General features: G+C 39.8%; 18 protein-coding genes and 1 pseudogene. 15 read left to right on the forward strand and 4 right to left on the reverse strand.

Features of this window, described 5'->3' with window-relative positions; all coding sequences use genetic code 11:
- Complete coding sequence (locus QM460_RS02040; protein ID WP_004250431.1) at positions 1-693, forward strand: methionine ABC transporter permease; 693 nt, start codon at positions 1-3, stop codon at positions 691-693.
- 215 nt (positions 694-908) lie between these two features.
- Here QM460_RS02040 and QM460_RS02045 read toward each other — a convergent pair whose 3' ends face one another.
- A complete protein-coding gene (locus tag QM460_RS02045; protein WP_414289082.1) occupies positions 909-1,478 on the reverse strand; it encodes an MptD family putative ECF transporter S component in 570 nt (189 codons plus the stop codon).
- Positions 1,479-1,609: 131 nt separating this feature from the next.
- On the opposite strand from QM460_RS02045, the gene QM460_RS02050 reads away from it, so the two are divergent.
- The 14 genes and pseudogenes from QM460_RS02050 (at position 1,610) to QM460_RS02115 (ending at position 12,592) form a co-directional block, all read left to right on the forward strand.
- Positions 1,610-2,461, forward strand: coding sequence for an Rgg/GadR/MutR family transcriptional regulator (locus QM460_RS02050; RefSeq protein ID WP_414289083.1), 852 nt, complete (start codon positions 1,610-1,612; stop codon positions 2,459-2,461).
- Positions 2,462-2,650: 189 nt separating this feature from the next.
- On the forward strand, positions 2,651-3,898 hold the full coding sequence (locus QM460_RS02055) for a transporter (protein WP_414289085.1): 1,248 nt from the start codon (positions 2,651-2,653) through the stop codon (positions 3,896-3,898).
- Between the two features lie 80 nt (positions 3,899-3,978).
- Entirely contained in the window at positions 3,979-5,268 is a 1,290-nt protein-coding gene (gene hisS / locus QM460_RS02060) for a histidine--tRNA ligase (protein ID WP_414289087.1), read from the forward strand.
- A gap of 96 nt (positions 5,269-5,364) precedes the next feature.
- Positions 5,365-5,832: pseudogene (locus QM460_RS02065) on the forward strand (hypothetical protein).
- A gap of 9 nt (positions 5,833-5,841) precedes the next feature.
- The gene (locus QM460_RS02070) at positions 5,842-6,048 is read left to right on the forward strand and encodes a helix-turn-helix transcriptional regulator (protein ID WP_001176235.1); all 207 of its coding nucleotides are present in this window, start codon (positions 5,842-5,844) and stop codon (positions 6,046-6,048) included.
- Positions 6,048-6,251 carry a hypothetical protein gene (locus QM460_RS02075; protein WP_414289089.1) on the forward strand — a complete coding sequence of 68 codons (204 nt, stop codon included), beginning with the start codon at positions 6,048-6,050 and terminating at the stop codon, positions 6,249-6,251. The genes QM460_RS02070 and QM460_RS02075 overlap by 1 nt, the downstream gene beginning before the upstream one ends.
- On the forward strand, positions 6,248-6,598 hold the full coding sequence (locus QM460_RS02080; protein ID WP_075227913.1) for a PspC domain-containing protein: 351 nt from the start codon (positions 6,248-6,250) through the stop codon (positions 6,596-6,598). The genes QM460_RS02075 and QM460_RS02080 overlap by 4 nt, the downstream gene beginning before the upstream one ends.
- 14 nt (positions 6,599-6,612) lie before the next feature.
- Positions 6,613-7,350 (forward strand): DUF3169 family protein, encoded by a 738-nt coding sequence (locus QM460_RS02085; protein ID WP_414289091.1) that lies wholly within the window; start codon positions 6,613-6,615, stop codon positions 7,348-7,350.
- A gap of 10 nt (positions 7,351-7,360) precedes the next feature.
- Positions 7,361-8,185, forward strand: coding sequence for an ABC transporter ATP-binding protein (locus QM460_RS02090; protein WP_414289093.1), 825 nt, complete (start codon positions 7,361-7,363; stop codon positions 8,183-8,185).
- Positions 8,178-8,876 carry an ABC transporter permease gene (locus tag QM460_RS02095; protein ID WP_414289094.1) on the forward strand — a complete coding sequence of 233 codons (699 nt, stop codon included), beginning with the start codon at positions 8,178-8,180 and terminating at the stop codon, positions 8,874-8,876. Before QM460_RS02090 ends, QM460_RS02095 begins: the two co-directional genes overlap by 8 nt.
- A gap of 9 nt (positions 8,877-8,885) precedes the next feature.
- Positions 8,886-9,527, forward strand: a complete 642-nt coding sequence (locus QM460_RS02100; protein WP_414289095.1) for a lysostaphin resistance A-like protein — start codon at positions 8,886-8,888, stop codon at positions 9,525-9,527.
- Between the two features lie 18 nt (positions 9,528-9,545).
- Positions 9,546-9,761 carry a hypothetical protein gene (locus tag QM460_RS02105; protein ID WP_000832173.1) on the forward strand — a complete coding sequence of 72 codons (216 nt, stop codon included), beginning with the start codon at positions 9,546-9,548 and terminating at the stop codon, positions 9,759-9,761.
- Between the two features lie 148 nt (positions 9,762-9,909).
- Complete coding sequence (gene aspS, locus QM460_RS02110; RefSeq protein WP_414289097.1) at positions 9,910-11,673, forward strand: aspartate--tRNA ligase; 1,764 nt, start codon at positions 9,910-9,912, stop codon at positions 11,671-11,673.
- Complete coding sequence (locus tag QM460_RS02115) at positions 11,651-12,592, forward strand: YitT family protein (RefSeq protein WP_000814911.1); 942 nt, start codon at positions 11,651-11,653, stop codon at positions 12,590-12,592. Before aspS ends, QM460_RS02115 begins: the two co-directional genes overlap by 23 nt.
- A gap of 63 nt (positions 12,593-12,655) precedes the next feature.
- Here QM460_RS02115 and QM460_RS02120 read toward each other — a convergent pair whose 3' ends face one another.
- The 3 genes from QM460_RS02120 to QM460_RS02130 form a co-directional block, all read right to left on the reverse strand.
- Complete coding sequence (locus tag QM460_RS02120; RefSeq protein WP_414289099.1) at positions 12,656-13,642, reverse strand: LacI family DNA-binding transcriptional regulator; 987 nt, start codon at positions 13,640-13,642, stop codon at positions 12,656-12,658.
- A 9-nt stretch (positions 13,643-13,651) separates the two neighbouring features.
- Complete coding sequence (locus QM460_RS02125) at positions 13,652-14,452, reverse strand: DUF1189 domain-containing protein (protein WP_414289101.1); 801 nt, start codon at positions 14,450-14,452, stop codon at positions 13,652-13,654.
- 204 nt (positions 14,453-14,656) lie between these two features.
- Positions 14,657-15,499: a sugar ABC transporter permease gene (locus tag QM460_RS02130; protein WP_006149616.1), complete on the reverse strand. Its 843-nt coding sequence runs from the start codon at positions 15,497-15,499 to the stop codon at positions 14,657-14,659.
- Position 15,500 lies beyond the last annotated feature (1 nt).

Here is a 15,500-nt window from a genome sequence, read left to right on the forward strand (position 1 = left end):
ATGGCAGAATTGATTAAAGCATACTTACCAAACGTCTATAAGATGGGTTGGTCTGGTCAAGCTGGCTGGGGAACAGCAATCTACTTGACACTTTATATGACGGTTCTTTCCTTCATCATCGGAGGTTTCCTAGGGCTGGTTGCAGGGCTTTTCCTTGTCTTGACAGCTCCAGGTGGTGTCTTGGAAAATAAAGTTGTTTTCTGGATTTTAGACAAGATTACCTCTATCTTCCGTGCGGTGCCATTTATCATTCTCTTGGCTGTCTTGTCACCCTTCTCTCATCTAATCGTAGGGACAAGTATCGGACCAAATGCGGCTATTGTACCCCTATCTTTTGCAGTCTTTGCCTTCTTTGCTCGTCAAGTACAGGTGGTATTGGCTGAGCTAGATGGTGGTGTCATCGAGGCAGCTCAAGCCAGTGGAGCTACTTTCTGGGACATCGTGGGTGTTTACCTATCAGAAGGTCTACCAGACTTGATCCGTGTGACAACTGTAACCTTGATTTCCCTTGTCGGTGAAACAGCTATGGCGGGAGCGGTCGGAGCAGGTGGTATCGGTAACGTAGCTATCGCTTATGGATTTAACCGTTTCAATCATGATGTGACAGTCCTTGCGACTCTCATCATTATCCTGATTATCTTTACAATTCAATTCTTGGGAGACTTCTTGACCAAGAAATTAAGTCATAAATAAAAAAAGAGCCAGCTCTCAGATTGAAGAAAAAGTCAATTTTGGACAATTTTCTTCAATCTTTTTCTTTTACTAGAGAAAATAAAAAACTCTTAAAAATGGCATGTTTCAGCATTTCTAAGAGTTTTCATTATATGATAGCCAAACCTTTATAGGGGCAATTTTTTAATTACAGATAGAGTTTGTCTGCGTTCTGAGAGATGGCTGGCTTTTTTCTATCATATTTTATTTGCAAACTTCTTACTCAGCGCTTGTCCAATAAGGGCACCAAGTAGAGCACCGATAAGGACGCTTGCTACAAAGAGAAGGATGGTAGTGAGATTTGGTGCAACCATGATGCGATCGATATAGTCCTGGGATTTTCCGCGAGCTACGAGAGTTGCGATATAGGCTTGAGGAGTTATCCACATGAGTAGGATGGGACCAGTAGTACCAAAAGCAAAAACTAGGAAGGAAAGAAGGTTTTTGATCTTATCTTTGTAGTGGCCAAGATGAGCAATGCCATCTGCTGCAAGACCGCAGATGATTCCTGGAAGAAAGGCACCAGCACCATGCTTGCTCCCGAGGAAAAAGAGAGAAATCACAAGCCCAATCGTTGTAATCGCTCCAAAACGAGGCACCTTTGCTAAAAGGATCATATAGACGCTACCACCCACAAGAGCAGAAAAGGCAGGGGCGTAAAACATATTTCCAGTGTGGTCGACAAGGTTCCCTAGTAGAACCCCCGCTCCGATACAGAGAAAGTAGACAAGAGCAGCTACAAGGGTTGTCAAGATATTCTTTTTCATGAGTTCTCCTTCGTATATCTGATGCTATTCATTGTATCATGCCTAGCTCAGATTGTAAATGCTAGCTTGGAACTAGTATTTATTAGGAAATGTGGTAAAATAGGAAAAAATAAAAGACGAGTGGTAAGAGTATGAAGAATTTAGGAAAAGTTTTTAAAGAGTTAAGAGAGTCCAGAAAAATTTCCTTGAGAAAAGCAACAGGGGGACGCTTTTCAGTATCCTTATTATCACGTTTTGAAAATGGTCAAAGTGAAATATCTGCTCCAAAGTTAATCACAGCTTTGGAAAATATTCATGCGAGTATGGAAGAATTGTTATTTTTGGCGAGAGGTTTTCATCAGGATGCCTATTCTGAATTTAGAAACAGAATAGTCGAGGCTATCGACCCTCAAGATTTAACATCCTTGCGCACTCTCTACCAGAGAGAATACCAACAACTTCCTTTTTCAAAGGATAAACAGCAATACATTCTCAATGCTATTTTGATAAAATCCTATATGAAAGCTATTGATGAGACGGTTACATTGACCTCTGAGGAAGAAAGAGCCCTACATGATTATCTATTTTCTGTTGAAATTTGGGGGCACTATGAACTGTTGTTTTTTTCTTCTTGCTCTCCTCTTTTGTCGATCCAGCTTTTTACAAAGTACACTCGAGAAATGTTGCGGAAGTCAGATTTCTTGCAAGGAGTTGGGAAAAATCGAAATATGATGCATACCTTGCTCCTCAATGCTTTTATGGCCTGTATTGAAATTGATGATTTTACCAATGCCCTCTATTTTAAAAAACAAATTGAAAAGAACTTCTTTGAAGAAAATGAAACCTATTTTCGAATAGTCTACCTATGGGCAGAAGGTTTGCTTGATAGTAAGCAAGGAAGAGCAGAGGAAGGGCAGAGAAAGATGGAGGACGCTATTCGTATTTTTGAGATGATTGGTTGTAGCAGATCTGCTGACTATTATAGAAGTGCCATGGAGTGTTGAATATCTGCAACTAGATAAAATAACTTGAAACGATAGGACTATGAAGATCCTTATTAGCATTAGACAAATTCTATCGTTTTCGTTATCAGTTTAGTCTGTTGCATATATTCAAAAATGTCTTCTCGTAAGATTCTTGATGCTATACTAGAGCTACAATAAAAGTAGTATGTGAGAAAGAGAGGAATCTATATGAAACTATTACTAAGAAATCAAGCATACAGAGTTTTGAGCTTATCACGATTTTTCAATGCTTTTGGTGCTTCCATTTTTAATTTAGCATTTGTGGTATATGCCTCGACTTTGCCAGAGGCTTCTGTTGCCGTTGCCATGGCGAATGTTGTGATGATGCTTCCAACTCTTTTTACAGTTTTTGTGGGAATTCGGGCAGATTATACCAAGGACAAGGTCAAATGGATGACCTATGTCGGTTTATTTCAGGCGGTTTTATTTTTTCTAGCAGCCCTAGTTGTTCAGCAAGCTAGTTTTTTTGCCTTTTCGACCCTTTGCCTCATCAATGTCCTTAGTGATGTAGCCAGTGATTTTGCTGGTGGCTTGCGAATGCCTCTCGTTAAAGAAAAGGTAGCAGAGTCAGATCTGATGGAGGCCTATTCCTTTTCTCAGTTTATTAACTACATCTCTGCGATTGGCGGCCAAGCTTTTGGAGTTTGGCTATTAGGGGTGTCAACACAGAACTTTTCGCTCGTAGCGGGAATCAATGCCATATTTTTCCTAGTGTCAGCTCTCATTCTCTTTTTAGGAAGGGCTGAATTAAGCTTATCAACTCCACTTGTAGATAGTAAATCACTGAAAAATGAGAAACTTTCTATCAAAGATCAATTTTTAACGATTTACCGAAACTTACGTCTCGTTTTTCTTAAAAGTGGACATAAGAACTTTGGTTTTATGCTCTTTGCTATCTTGATTATCAATGCTTTGGGTGGTGCCTTAGGTGGTATCTATAACATCTTCCTTTTAAATCATTCCTTACTGAATTTTTCCTACAAGGATGCATTGTTTATCTTACAATTGATTACCTTATTAGCAGTTATCATCAGTAGCCTTACGGGCAATGATTATTTTGGAAAGCAATCTCTGCCTAGATTGATGATGTGGGTTACATTAGGAGCCAGTCTAGTTGGTCTATCTAATTTGTTAAACCAAGTCTTGCTCGGGATGCTTTTCGTCTTTTTTACCATGTATGTTTCTGGGAAAATTTCTCCAAAGATAAGTGCTCTACTCATGAAAAATCTTGCTCCAGAGGTTCTCTCTCGTACCAGTAATTTTTTAGGTTTGTTGTTTACTCTATCTATACCAGTGGGGACGGCCTGTTTTTCACTGGTGGCAGTATGGGATATACAGTTAACATGGGCTCTGTTTGTTGGGCTTTCCTTGCTTGCGATTCTTCTAGCTAGTTTTAATCTCAAAAATGAAATTTAGGTGTTAGTCTTCTTTTCACACTGTCGCTATCCCTTCATTTATGGTAAAATAGGACTATTAAGTTATAAAGAGGATTCCCTATGAAATTACAAAAACCAAAAGGAACGCAGGATATTTTACCTGCTGAGTCTGCCAAATGGCAGTACGTTGAAGGCTTTGCGCGTGAAATCTTCAAACGCTACAACTACGCAGAAGTACGTACTCCTATTTTCGAGCACTATGAAGTCATCAGTCGTTCTGTTGGAGACACAACTGATATCGTAACCAAGGAAATGTATGATTTTTATGACAAGGGTGACCGCCATATTACCCTCCGTCCAGAAGGAACTGCTCCAGTCGTTCGTTCTTATGTGGAAAACAAACTCTTTGCACCAGAAGTTCAAAAACCAAGCAAGTTCTACTACATGGGGCCAATGTTCCGCTATGAGCGTCCACAAGCAGGTCGCTTGCGCCAGTTCCACCAGATTGGTGTGGAGTGCTTTGGATCAAGTAATCCAGCCACAGATGTGGAAACGATCGCTATGGCAGCCCACTTTTTGAAAGCAATCGGTGTTCAAGGTGTGAAACTACATCTTAACACTCTTGGAAATCCTGAAAGTCGTGCGGCTTACCGTCAAGCCTTGATTGACTATTTGATACCTATGAAAGATAGCTTGTCTAAGGATAGCCAACGACGCTTGGAAGAAAATCCTCTTCGTGTTTTGGACTCTAAGGAAAAAGAAGACAAGGTGGCAGTAGAGAATGCGCCGTCTATCTTGGATTACCTTGATGAAGAAAGCCAAGCCCACTTTGCTGCTGTCCGTCAGATGCTGGAAAATCTTGGAGTAGATTACATCATCGATACCAATATGGTTCGTGGTTTGGACTACTACAACCACACGATTTTTGAATTCATCACTGAGATTGAGGGCAATGCCTTGACAGTCTGTGCAGGTGGTCGCTACGATGGCTTGGTTGCTTACTTTGGTGGTCCTGAGACTGCTGGATTTGGTTTTGGACTTGGTGTAGAGCGTCTGCTTCTCATCCTTGAAAAGCAAGGTGTGTCTCTCCCTATCGAAAACGCCCTAGATGTCTATATCGCTGTTCTCGGTGAAGGAGCTAATCTTAAAGCCTTGGAGTTGGTACAAGCTCTTCGCCTACAAGGTTTCAAAGCAGAGCGTGATTACCTCAACCGTAAGCTCAAAGCTCAGTTCAAGTCAGCCGATGTCTTTGAGGCTAAGACCCTCATCACTCTTGGAGAGAGCGAAGTCGAAAGCGGACAAGTGACAGTCAAGAACAACCAAACTCGAGAAGAAGTTCAAGTTTCACTTGAAACTATTAGCCAAAACTTCTCAGAAATCTTTGAAAAATTAGGATTTTATACTCAATGAAAATCAAAGAGCAAACTAGGAAGCTAGCCGCAGGCTGTACTTGAGTACGGCAAGGTGAAGCTGACGTGGTTTGAATTTGATTTTCGAAGAGTATTAATAACAGATAAACTGGTTAGGATCTTACTCCTGACCTTTTTCTTTTGCAAAATGACAAAAATCTTAAACTTTTTGACAAAGATACTTGTCAAAAATAAAAAGATGTGTTACAATGAAATCAAGTTAAGAAAAGTATAGCAGAAAGGAACGATTATGTGGGCATTAGGATTTGTACCTCTTATGATAATCTTTTATCTCGACCATACCCAAAAGGTCAAGAAACTAGGGAATAAAATCAAAAAGTTTGAGCGAAAAGAGAAAGGAAATACAGAAATGTCAAGATTATTAAAAGAAATGATTGGGAGAACGCCGGTCATCGTTGGACAATTATTTGGAACAGATAACTGGGAAGTTGTGGATGTTGATGAGGAATGGATCAAGCTACGACGTGTAGATAAAAAGGGAAAAGAAAAATTCAAACTACAACGTATTGAGGATATTCAAACGATTCAATTTGACGGAGAGTAGGTGTGTAACATGCAACTAAAAAATCGTCTAAAAGAGCTTCGGGCTCGCGATGGCCTGAATCAAACTGAACTGGCCAAGCTAGCAGGCGTATCCAGGCAAACCATCAGTCTATTGGAGCGGGATGAGTACACGCCCTCCATCGTCATTGCTCTGAAGATTGCTCAGATCTTTAATGAGCCAGTCGAGTCAGTTTTTCGCTTGGAGGAGGATGAGTGATGAACAAGTATAAAGTGATTTATTATCTATGTATCGTTGTGTTTATCGTGAATCTTTTGGCTATGATTGGAAGCCTATTTGGTTGGTTTACGATCGTAGAAGGCAAGTACCTCTTCTGGAATAATATAGTGCTGCTATTAGTCTTTAGATGGGTAGAGAAAAAAATAAAGTTCAAAGAGATCGTAAAAGGAGAAAAGTTATGAAAGAGTTTTTAGCAGGTTTTCAAGTCGATACAGAGAACAAAGCACTTGCAGGTGTTTGTGCAGGTTTAGGAAATTATTTTAACATTCAAGCCAATATCGTTCGTTTGGTGACAGTCTTCTTGTTTCTCTCTTCGACGGAGATTGGTATTTTAACAGTTACAGCCTATGCTTATCTAGCAGGTTGGCTTGGCAATGAACCCTTGGGAGATGGAGCGAAAAAAGCAAGAAACCAAGCTATTATCCTACTTGTTGTTTGTTTGCTTTTGGTATCACTTGGAGCAGAGGGATTGACAACTATTTTTGAATCAGGGAAAGCCTTTGGTCAATGGTTGGCTGGATTGTTTTAGAAAGAGGTTAAAAGATGGAAAAGAAACGTGGATTATTATTATTTTTAGCAGCTGTTGTCTTTGGAGGTTTCTTGGGCATGTTTGTAGGGATGTTTAAGGCCGGTGCCGAATCCTACGAAGTTATTTTAGATGTAAAAGTCTTGATACCCTGGATATCAACTATTTGTTTACTGTTAGGTTTCATTAGCATTCTTTTGACGTTCAATTTCTTAAAGAAAAGCAGAAAATTTCATTCCTTGTATCAAGAGGATATGGATGATGACCTGAATGAAACCTATTATGTGCAAATGTACCGGAATCTTGAGTTTGGTAACATTGCTTTTAATATTACAAACGTAGCGATTTTATTGGCTCTCTTCATTTCAGCAAGTGAAGTGGTTATACTAAATAGAAGCAATCTAACCTTATCTCTTTCTTTTTTGGGATTAGTGTTGATTTTTAATGCTCAAAAATATTTTTATAAAACCATTGCGATTGTGCGTCAGTTTGATATGGTATTTTTCTCTATGCCAAAGGATGTCTTGGACTATATCAATTCTTACGACGAAGGGGAGCGTCAGGCTAATTTGGAACAGAGTTTTCGGATTTTATTCCAATTAAATCAGTATGTCTTGCCAGGTCTCTACTTTCTGATTGATCTCTTTTCCTTACTGACAGGAGAGATTCAGCTACTAGCCTTCTTACTTGTCGGAGCTATCCATGTTTATATCAATGTGATGCAGTTACCTATGGTGAAACGTTATTTCAAATAAAGGAGTTTCTATGATTCGTGTTGAAAATGTAAGCAAAAGTTTTGGGAGTAAAAAAGCCCTTCATCAGATTTCTTTTGAGATTAAGGAGGGTGAAATCTTTGGTTTTCTTGGTCCTTCTGGCTCAGGTAAAATAACTATGATCAATGTCTTAACAGGCCAGTTGACTGCAGATCAAGGTAACACAATTTTGTTAGGCAAGAATTCTCAAGATTTAACCTCAAATGATTTGGAACAAATCGGTATAGTTAGTGATGGCAGTGGTTTTTATGAAAAGATGAGTCTTTACAAAAATCTTCTCATTTACGCTAAGTTATATGGTCTCAAGTCAGATAGAGTAAATCAGGTGCTCCAACAGGTTGGATTGGCAGATGCTAAAGATATTATCGCAGAAAAACTATCTACAGGAATGAAACAACGAATGTTCTTGGCTCGTGCCCTTCTGAATGCTCCAAAGATTCTCTTTCTAGATGAGCCAACCAGTGGCTTAGACCCTACAACATCTAAGATGATTCATACCCTACTTCAAGAATTAAAACAAGCTGGGACAACTATCTTTCTGACCACGCATGATATGAATGAAGCAACTTTGCTTTGTGATCGCTTATCTCTTTTAAATAAGGGAAATTTAATAGAGTATGGAAGTCCACAAGAGATTATTCAAAAATACCATGTGGATAAGAAAGTACGTGTAGGTTATAAAGATGGAAGAGAACAAATAGTTCTGTTTGAAGAATTGCCGCATTTAGACACGACAGATTTGATGGTTGTTCACTCTTGTGAACCAACTTTAGAAGAGATCTTTATCAGATTAACAGGAGAAAAGTTAGATGTTTAGAAAATTAAATGCCCTACTATGGTTAAGATTACAAGTTCTTATTAGCAATTCAACTTTGTTAGCAACTTTATTGATGCCTTTTGGTATTGCTGTTTTATTAAATGAATTTTTAAATAAGAATGGAGAAGTGAGCCTATTTTTACTATCTGCTAGCTTGACGATGGTCTTGAGCATGGGAAGTGGTTACATGGTATCGATTATGATGGCAGAAGATAAGGAAAAACGAAATCTCAAATCACTCATTCTAAGTGGTGTGACAGCAACAGAATATACTTTCAGTATGCTTGTTCTCCCTATTCTGATAATGTTACTTGCTATGATTGTGCTTCCCATCTATCTTAAAGTAAACGTATCTGGTTATTTATTTGCCTATGCTATCTATTTGCTTCTAGCAACTATTTGTATTATTTTTCTCAACCTTCTAATCGGTGCAGTATCAGATACTCAATCTAAAGCGCAAGTCTATAGTATCTTTCCTATGTTAATTGTCTCTTTTTTACCCACGATTGCTTCTCGAAATGATACGATTCAAAAACTGTTGGACTATTCTTTTATCGGTCCTTTTGTAGGTCTATTAAAAGAAGGTGGAGGAGAATTGTCTCTGGGAAATCTTGGTCTTTTATTGTCATGGGTCCTTGTTCTAGGCCTAGCATGTCTCTTTGTATTGAAAAATAGTTATAAAGGCAAATAGGAGAATCTTATGAAAACACTTAAAAATATTGGCTGGTATAGTCTTACTTTCTTATCATTTATTATGGTCTATAGTTTTATTCAGGGCGTAGGCTTAGAAGCCATGAAAATGGGTGCGCCTGAATATGTTGCTGTCCCAATTTATGTCTTATTAGCAGGAATTTTCACCTTCGTTACCTACAAGTGGTATAAGACAGGAACCGTTACGATTGAAAAAACAGCCCTTAACAAATACATCTGGTTGCCTGCCTTGGTATGGGCCCTTGTCATTGTTGCTCAATTCTTTTTGCCAAATGATCCATCAGTCAATCAACAGACGGCAGAACAATTGACTCATAGTCAACCTCTCTTCGCTTTCTTCATGATAGTTGTCTTTGCGCCCCTGACAGAAGAGTTAACCTTTAGAGGTATGCTAGCTCGTTATGTCTTCCCTCAACAGGATAACATCAAGCAGACAGCTCTCTTTCTACTAGTAACAAGCATCATCTTTGCCCTCGTTCATTTCCCTGGAACTCCACAACAATTCCTAGTGTATGGTTCCCTCGGTTTGAGCTTGGGGTTGGCTTATATCAGCAAGGGTGGACTGGCTTACAGCATTGCTTTACATGCTTTAAATAATTTAATCGGATTTTTAATGATTCTCATGCTATAATAGACTCAGGAGGAAGTCATGAAACGAGTGATATTATTAGCAGTGATTCAGGCAGTTGTTCTCTTCTTTATCATTGGAGCGCTTGCCTATGCTTTTAAAGGGGATTTCTTTTATAACAATCTAGCAGTTATCTTTGCACCAATTGCAGGTATTATGCGATTTGCGACAGCCTATGCAACGGAGATTGTTCTCCCTAAAAAGGCTGCAGAGATTGCTGAAAAGCGTAAAAAATAAAGAAATTCCAAGTAAAATAAGATCCAGCGAATGACTTTGCTGGATTTTTTCATTTATAGCAGGATTCTTCTCAACTTTTCTGATGATTTTCATGAAGAGCCTGCGCTTTTATGGTAAAATAGTAACAGAATAAAAGAGGAGAGAAAACATGAAACGTAGTATGTATGCTGGTCGTGTTCGTGAGGAGCACATCGGACAAGAAATTACCTTGAAAGGCTGGGTTGCACGTCGTCGTGACCTTGGTGGTTTGATCTTTATCGATCTTCGCGACCGTGAAGGAATCATGCAGTTGGTTATCAACCCAGAAAAAGTATCTGCAGAGGTGATGGCAACAGCTGAAAGCCTTCGTAGTGAATTTGTCATCGAGGTGACTGGTCAAGTTGCTGCACGTGAGCAGGCCAATGATAAGTTGGCGACTGGAGCAGTTGAACTGAATGTAACAGCTCTTACTGTACTTAACACAGCTAAAACAACACCATTTGAAATCAAGGATGGCATTGAAGCAAACGATGATACGCGTCTACGTTACCGTTACCTTGACCTTCGTCGTCCAGAAATGTTGGAAAATCTTAAACTTCGTGCCAAGGTAACGCATTCTATCCGCAACTACTTGGATGAGTTAGAATTTATCGATGTGGAAACACCATTCCTTTCTAAATCAACGCCAGAAGGGGCGCGTGACTATTTGGTACCATCTCGTGTTAATAAGGGCCATTTCTATGCCCTTCCTCAAAGTCCGCAGATTACAAAACAGTTGTTGATGAATGCGGGATTTGACCGTTACTACCAAATCGTCAAATGTTTCCGTGACGAAGACTTGCGTGGTGACCGCCAACCAGAATTTACTCAGGTCGACTTGGAAACTTCATTCTTGACTGAACAAGAAATACAAGACATTACAGAAGGCTTGATTGCGCGCGTGATGAAGGAAACAAAAGGGATCGAGGTAGCTCTTCCATTCCCTCGTATGAAGTATGATGATGCCATGGCTCTTTATGGTTCTGACAAGCCTGATACTCGTTTTGAAATGTTGCTTCAAGACTTGACAGATCTTGTCAAGGGTGTAGATTTCAAAGTCTTCTCAGAAGCTCCTGCCGTTAAAGCCATTGTGGTCAAAGGAGCTGCGGACAACTATTCACGTAAAGACATTGACAAGATGACTGAAGTAGCCAAACAGTACGGTGCCAAAGGTCTTGCTTTGGTCAAGGTTGTTGACGGTGAATTAAATGGTCCAGTTGCTAAATTCTTGACTGGCGTTCAGGCAGATTTGACAACAGCACTTGGTCTTGAAGATAAGGACTTGGTTCTCTTTGTAGCAGATACGCTTGAAGTAGCCAATGCAACACTTGGTGCCCTTCGTGGACGTATTGCTAAAGAACTAGGCTTGATCGATAATGATAAATTTAACTTCCTTTGGGTTGTTGACTGGCCAATGTTTGAATGGTCAGAAGAAGAAGGTCGTTACATGAGTGCCCACCATCCATTTACCCTTCCTCAAGCAGAAACTGCTCATGAGCTTGAAGGTGATTTGGCTAAGGTTCGTGCCATTGCTTATGATATCGTCTTGAATGGTTATGAACTTGGTGGTGGTAGTCTTCGTATCAACCAAAAAGAACTTCAAGAACGTATGTTCAAAGCTCTTGGTTTCTCAGCTGAAGAAGCAAATGACCAGTTTGGTTTCCTTTTGGAAGCTATGGACTATGGATTCCCACCACACGGTGGTTTGGCTATCGGACTTGACCGTTTTGTCATGTTGCTCGCTGGAGAAGAAAATATCCGCGAAGTCATCGCCTTTCCTAAGAACAACAAGGCTAGCGACCCAATGACGCAAGCACCATCAACAGTAGCTCTTAAACAACTAGAGGAACTTAATCTACAAGTAGAACAAGATGAAACAAACGAAACTAACTAAAAAGTGGTACCATTATCTTCGCCGCTTTGCTTATCGAGTAAAGATTTTGCGTGTTTTACAAAGTATCTCTCGAGAAAAATACGATGAAAAAATCTCAGCTTCTCTGGTATATGGTTTTCTATCAGCAGTAGCCGTCAATTTCTTTTTCCAACCAGGGCACGTTTATTCAAGTGGTGCGACAGGTTTGGCCCAGATTATATCTGCCCTTAGTAACCACTGGTTTGGTTTTCATTTCCCGATATCGGTAGCCTTTTATGCCATCAATATTCCTCTCATGATTTTGGCTTGGTACCAAATTGGACATAAGTTCACGATTTTTACCTTTATCACGGTATCCATGAGCTCGCTCTTTATCCAGTTTGTGCCAGTGGTCGTCTTGACAGAGGACCCAATCATCAATGCTCTTTTTGGGGGTGTTGTTATGGGACTGGGGATCGGCTTTGCTCTACGTCATAACATCTCCAGTGGTGGAACAGACATTGTCAGCTTAACCATTCGTAAGAAGACTGGTCGTAACGTCGGAAGTATCTCTTTCTTGGTCAATGGTACAATTATGCTGATTGCTGGAGTGACCTTTGGTTGGAAATATGCCCTTTATTCCATGATTACCATCTTTGTCTCAAGTCGTGTGACAGATGCAGTTTTCACCAAGCAAAAACGCATGCAGGCTATGATTGTCACTAGTAATCCAGATGCCGTCATTGAGAAGATCCATAATAAATTGCATCGTGGAGCAACCATGATCCATGATGCTGAAGGAACTTATAACCACGAACGTAAGGCTGTTTTGATTACGGTTATCACTCGTGCAGAGTTCAATGATTTTAAACTGATCATGAAGCAAGTTGATCCAACAGCCTTTGTTTCTGTTTCAGAAAATGTTCATATTCTAGGACGATTTGTCGAAGTCGAAAACTAATCAATTATAAAAATAGATTACAAAAAACCAACTCTAAGAAAAAGATGTTAGAGTTGGTTTTTCTTATTTTTCAATGATTTCATGTGCAATCACTTGACGATAGCAGATTTGACGATTTTCTTTGACATCGTTGATGATTTGAAGAATCGTCTCAAACGAAGTGCGACCAAGAGCAAGACTATTAATATTGACATAGGCCGCTAGGTTTAATCTTGGATTAACAGAGTCAAAGCTGAGAACAGGGACATTAAGCTGATGTTCGTTGAGGTAGTTACAAACACCTTCAGCTAAGAGGCTATCTGTTGTGATAACAGCATCGGTTTTTGGATCGTATTCAAAAAGTTGTTTGCTAAATTTATAGCCCTTTTCTTCAAGAAATTCATCTGCAAAGAAAGTACGATGACTATCAAGAGGTAGATTGTGTTCTTGAAGGGCTTGCTGGTAACCTGTTAGACGATCCTGCGTAACGTAGAGTTTCTTGGCACCACCGATGAAAGCAATGCGGCTACATCCTTTTTTGATGAAGTATTCGGCTGCATCAAATCCGGCTTGGATGTTATCGTTGTCAACAAGTGGAATAAAAGGTGATAGTGATTTCCCAAGGATGAGGAAGGGAAATTGTTCTTCTGTAACGAGTTTAACCAAGGGGTCATTTTCTTGGGCGTACAAGAAGATAAGACCGTCTACACGCTTTCCATAGACCATCTGTGAAATTGCATTTAAGCGCTCTTTTTCGTCTTTTCCAGTTGCAATCTGGATAGCATAGTGATTTTCTGAAGCAACTTGTGCAATTCCTCTAAGGACAGAAGGAAAGAAAGGATTTTGATAGAAAACGTCTGAATCATCTGGAAGAACCAAGCCGATAACCTGCGTATAACTACTAACCAGGCTTCGGGCATTGAGGTTAGGGTGGTAGTTGAGTTCCTTCATAGCCTTTCGAACTCGTTTTTTAGTTTCATCGCTAATGGTTGATTTGTTTTGAATAACACGGGTTACGGTTGAGGGTGAGACCCCTGCAGCCTTGGCCACGTCTTTAATCGTAACAGGCATAATAATCTCCTACTTATGGTAGTCTGGATCACGGAAATGCGTTTTGTAAAAGATAGTGACCAGGTATAGAACAAATAAAATATTTTGAACAGTAATCAAAGTTGCCATGTTTTGCCCCAAGAGACCTAGAATCATGGCAAGTAAGGTTGGTAATCCTAAACAGTTCAAAATGAAATGATAGCACTCTTTGTAGCTTTTAAATGAAAAGAGACGCGATTTTTTCGTGAAGTAGAGCAAGAGGCTAGCACCTAAAGCAACAATAAAAAAATTAAGTCCAAAGAGGAAGCTAGAACCAAGCACAAGAAAGAGACTAATATAGACGCGATTCTGTTGATACCAGTCTTTAGAAATGGCTTGTGTTAAGCTTTCCTTGCTTTGGAAGCTCTCAGTCGTTATCGCGTGATAGCGAATGCTGGTCAATTCTTTTCCTTGCTTGCTGATGATGAGTTTCTCAGGTTCAAAGTTCAGAAGTAATTCCTCAGGGAAGTTTGAACTAGAAGGGTTTCCGATTTGGATAGAAGCTTGATGAGGAGATGAACCTGTATAGCTCAACTTACCATCTACAATCTTTGCATTGGCAGCCAAATCCTGAACCACACTATCCGTCAAAGGAGTGTAGACATCATCGATGAAAGTTTCTAAAGGATAAGTTTCCTGAGAACTGTTCTGGATGGCAATAGGGACCATAGACAAGCTAATCAGGAAAATACTGGTAAAAATCAGTTGAAACCAGTTGAGACCAAAACGTTGAGATAGGGGCTTACGAAATCCCCAAATACTATTAAAATAAGAAAATGGATATGGTAACATAAATCTCTTTCTATAGGCATTTTTCTATATGAGTATTATATAGAGAAATGTATTTTATTTCAAGCAGGGGAGACAAATCCTTGTTAAAAGTAGACTTTTAATAAAAATTATCAACTAACCATGAGGGGATTTTAAATAAGTTCTTGTTTTTCATCAGACTATATAAGCACAAGTTCAAAAAAGAAAAAGGGTGGCGGGGGTATATTACCCCTTGTCGCCACCGCTTGTAAGTCCTGAAACGAAGTTCTTTTGCAAGAAGAAGAAAAGTGTACAGATTGGAAGAGCGATGAGGATAGCACCTGCTGAGAAGTAGGCGATCTTCAAGTTCTTCGCATTGCTAACGAAGGTTTGTAGACCTACGGCAACTGTAAAGTATTCTTTCTCACGAAGCAAGAAACTAGAGAGGATATAGTCTCCGAAAGGTCCCATGAAGGCCCAGAGTGCTTGTACAGCAACCATTGGGCGAACGAGAGGGAGAACGATTTGCCAGAAGCGGCGGAAGTGTCCTGCACCATCCAGTTTTGCAGACTCATCAAGAGACATTGGCACGGTGTCAAAGTAACCTTTCATGAGCCAAGCGTTCATCGGGATACCTCCACCAACGTAGAGGAAGATGAGGAACCAGCTATGGTTAAGGGCGTTCAACATGAGGGCCATAACGAAGAAGGCAGTCAAAGCAGCCATTGTTGGCACCATTTGGATAATCAAGAAGAAGACCAAACTTTGTTTACGAGCCAAGAAGTTGTAACGGCTATAGGCATAACCAGCAAGTACGATAATACTTGTCTGAACAACCATAGTGATCAAAGCGATGATCAAAGTGTTGAGGTACCATGTGCCGTACAAGGTTTCTGTAAAGAGCCCTTTGAAGTTATCAAGACTGAAATTGACATTGCTGTCGAGTTTGAAGGCCACGACGTTACCGGCCTTAAAGGCTGACATAATCGTGATTAAAAGAGGATAGATAATGACGATTGAAAGTCCGATCAAGTAGAGGTAAGTGAGGGTTTGAGTCAGTCTACGTTTTAGTTTGATTGAGTTATTCATC

The sequence above is a fragment of the Streptococcus infantis genome (genome assembly GCF_047464415.1).
Classification (GTDB): Bacteria; Bacillota; Bacilli; order Lactobacillales; family Streptococcaceae; genus Streptococcus; species Streptococcus infantis_AE.